Consider the following 3,809-nt stretch of genomic DNA (forward strand, 5'->3'; position numbering starts at 1 on the left):
TATGTACCAGTTTTCATTATGCCTGAATAAACTCTTGTAAAACAAAGTCTACCAACAAATGGGTCTGTGGCTATTTTAAATGCTAATGCTGCCATTGGTTCATCATCGCTAGGATGTCTTTCTAATGGTTGACCATCATCAATATCTTGGCCTTTAACGTTTGGTATATCAAGTGGTGATGGCATGTATTCTATAACTGCATCTATCATCATTTGAACACCTTTGTTTTTATATGAAGAACCACAGATTACAGGTACTATTTCATTGTTAATAACACCTTTTCTTAAAACTGCTTTTAATTCTGCTTCGCTTATTTCTTCACCATCAAGATATTTCATCATAAGATCTTCATCTAGCTCAGCTATTGCTTCTACCATAGCTGCTCTATATTCTTGTGCTAATTCTTTCATATTTTCTGGAATTTCAATTTCCTCTATTTGTGTTCCTAAATCATCTTTATAGACCTCTGCAATGTTTCTAACTAAATCTATAATTCCGAGGAACCCTTCTTCTTTACCTATTGGAAGTTGAATTGGAACTGCATTAGCTTTTAGTCTGTCTCTCATCATCTCAACAACTCTATAAAAATCTGCACCCATTATATCCATTTTATTAACATACGCCATTCTTGGAACATTGTACTTAGCAGCTTGTCTCCACACTGTTTCTGATTGTGGTTCAACTCCGCCCTTTGCAGCAAATACAGCAACTGCACCATCAAGTACTCTTAAAGCTCTTTGAACTTCAATTGTGAAATCTACGTGCCCTGGTGTGTCAATAATGTTTATATTATAACCTTTCCAAAAACAAGTTGTAGCCGCAGAAGTTATTGTTATACCTCTTTCTTGTTCTTGTACCATCCAATCCATTGTAGCTCCACCATCATGAACTTCACCTATTTTATGTGTTTTTCCTGTATAAAATAGTATACGTTCAGTAGTAGTTGTTTTACCAGCATCAATATGAGCCATAATACCTATGTTACGGAATTTTTCTAAAGCATATTCTCTAGCCACTATTTGTTCCTCCTCTCAACGAGTGATTTTAAATTTGACAAAACTGTCTTGGCAAAGCCAAAACAGTTTTGATATTAATACCTGTAATGAGCGAAAGCCTTGTTAGCTTCTGCCATCTTATGAATGTCTTCTCTTTTCTTAACTGCTGCTCCAGTGTTGTTTGCAGCTTCAAGTAATTCATTAGCAAGTTTTTCTCTTGCATATTTCTCGCCTCTGTTATCTGCAGCGAGTAATAACCATCTTAATCCTAATGTTTGTCTTCTCTCAGGTCTAACTTCGATAGGCACTTGATAATTAGCTCCACCTATTCTTCTAGCTTTTACTTCAAGTAATGGCATAACATTATTTAATGCTGCTTCAAAAACCTCTAAAGGTTCTTTACCTGTCTTTTCTTTGATTATGTCAAAAGCTTCATAGCATATTTTTTGTGCTACTCCTCTTTTACCATCCTCCATTACATTGTTTATTAACTTTGTAACGACTTTGCTGTTGTACATAGGATCTGGTAATACATCTCTTTTTGCAATATATCCTTTTCTCGGCACTTTACTTCCCTCCTTAATAATTTTAATTAACTCATAGGTACTCGATATTTCTACCGCAAAGCACTCTGTACTTCTGCAAATGTATGTAAATATAAAATTATCATATATATAAATGCTGAAGACATTGTACCTAAATTCAAAGCATTATTTTTTTGCTTGCTTTGGTCTCTTAGTACCGTATTTAGATCTACTTTGTAGTCTACCTGCAACTCCAGCTGAATCTAATGTTCCTCTGATGATATGGTATCTAACTCCTGGTAAATCTTTAACTTTTCCACCTCTTATAAGAACAACACTATGTTCTTGTAAGTTGTGGCCTACACCTGGAATGTAAGCAGTAACTTCATATCCGTTTGTAAGTCTAACTCTTGCAACTTTTCTTAATGCTGAGTTTGGCTTCTTAGGAGTTGTTGTCTTAACTACTGTACAAACGCCTCTTTTTTGTGGGCAATTTTTTAATGCTGGTGCAGCTGATTTTGTAACTAATGTCTTTCTGCCTTTTCTTATCAATTGGTTAATAGTTGGCATGGTTTCACCTCCCCATTTTTATAAGATGATTTTCATTTATATCAATGTGTCATAACACAACTTACGTTATGTTATCACATGATATATCTATATTATTTAGTTGCTAGCATTAATTTAATCTTCAAAACGCAATGCTGTTGCTGATGCAACATCTATGTCACAAAGATTTCCTAGTTCTTTCATTGTGTCTACAAATACTATTTGCAGGGAATTAACTTTGGCTAATTTTAGAATAGGCTCAGTAATACTATTATCAGCATCCTTGGCTATATACAAAACCTTACCCTGATTATTTTTTAATGCTTTTAGGGTTTGTTTAACTCCAACGACCTTCTGACCTACAATTTTATCTACCATTTATAACTCCCTTCATAACTATAATCATAAGATTTATCTAATTAAGATACATCTACTCGATTTAAATCACACACAAGGTGTATTTTATCATTTTAGTATCCGCCTGTCAACTAGTTACAACTTATAGTTCTAAATCATTTTCATTTTCTGCTTTAACTTCATCTTCAGTATTTATCTTTATGGTCCTATATCTTGTCATCCCAGTACCTGCAGGTATTAATTTTCCAATTATTACATTTTCTTTTAATCCAAGCAACGGATCAATTTTTCCTTTAATAGCTGCATCAGTAAGAACTCTTGTTGTCTCCTGGAATGATGCTGCTGACAAGAATGACTCTGTTGCAAGTGCGGCTTTAGTTATACCTAATAGGGATATTTTACCTACAGCAGGTACTCCACCTTCAGATTCAACTTTTGAATTAGCATCTTCAAAAGCAAAAATATCAACTAAATTGCCTGGAAGTAGTTCAGTATCTCCAGATTCTTCAATTTTAACTTTTCTTGTCATCTGTCTTACAACAACCTCTAGATGTTTATCATTAATATCAACACCTTGAAGTCTATAAACCTTTTGTACCTCTGATGATAAATAATTCTTAACTCCATTAACGCCTTTGATTCTTAAAATATCATGTGGGTTTACTGAACCCTCAATTATTTCGTCTCCAGCTTCAATTCTATCACCATTCGCTACTTTTAATCTTGAACCAAATGGTATATCGTAGCTTAATTCTTCTCCTGCATCACCAATTACAATTACAATTCTCTTTTTCTTAGTATCTTCCATTTTAACCGTACCACTAACATCACTTACTATTGCAAGTCCCTTTGGTTTTCTAGCTTCAAATAATTCCTCAACTCTTGGAAGTCCTTGAGTTATATCTGATCCTGCTACTCCACCAGTATGGAATGTTCTCATTGTAAGTTGTGTTCCTGGTTCTCCGATAGATTGAGCTGCAATTATTCCTACGGCTTCTCCTATATTTATTTTTTGAGAAGTTGCCATATTCATTCCATAACATTTAGCACAAACACCGATTTTAGCCTTACATGTAAATACTGATCTAATCATAACTTTCTTAACACCAGAATTTTGAACTTCTTGTGCTAAATTTATGTCCATATACTCACCCTTAGGAACTATTACTTTACCTGTCTTTGGATGAATAATATCTTCAGCAGAATATCTCCCAGTTAATCTTTCAACTAATTGTTCAATTACTTCGCTACCATCACAAATCTCTGAAACCTCAAAACCCTCGGTTGTTCCACAATCTTCGTGTCTTACTATAACATCTTGACATACATCAACAAGTCTTCTTGTTAGATAACCTGAATCGGCAGTCTTAAGTGCTGTATCTGC

At 34.3% G+C, this 3,809-nt stretch carries 4 protein-coding genes and 1 pseudogene; all 5 read right to left on the reverse strand.

Features of this window, described 5'->3' with window-relative positions; genetic code table 11:
• Positions 1–1,016 (reverse strand): translation factor GTPase family protein (locus Q0649_RS08860; protein WP_298840391.1); only part of this gene is annotated, 1,016 nt, incomplete at its 3' end.
• Between the two features lie 74 nt (positions 1,017–1,090).
• A complete protein-coding gene (gene rpsG, locus Q0649_RS08865; RefSeq protein ID WP_298840394.1) occupies positions 1,091–1,561 on the reverse strand; it encodes a 30S ribosomal protein S7 in 471 nt (156 codons plus the stop codon).
• A gap of 144 nt (positions 1,562–1,705) precedes the next feature.
• Positions 1,706–2,089, reverse strand: coding sequence for a 30S ribosomal protein S12 (gene rpsL, locus Q0649_RS08870; RefSeq protein ID WP_298840397.1), 384 nt, complete (start codon positions 2,087–2,089; stop codon positions 1,706–1,708).
• A 114-nt stretch (positions 2,090–2,203) separates the two neighbouring features.
• On the reverse strand, positions 2,204–2,446 hold the full coding sequence (locus Q0649_RS08875) for a ribosomal L7Ae/L30e/S12e/Gadd45 family protein (protein WP_071614638.1): 243 nt from the start codon (positions 2,444–2,446) through the stop codon (positions 2,204–2,206).
• A 121-nt stretch (positions 2,447–2,567) separates the two neighbouring features.
• Positions 2,568–3,809 (reverse strand): annotated as a pseudogene (locus Q0649_RS08880) (DNA-directed RNA polymerase subunit beta'); the annotation flags it as partial.

The organism is uncultured Clostridium sp. (genome assembly GCF_937920395.1).
Classification (GTDB): Bacteria; Bacillota; Clostridia; order Clostridiales; family Clostridiaceae; genus Clostridium_AD.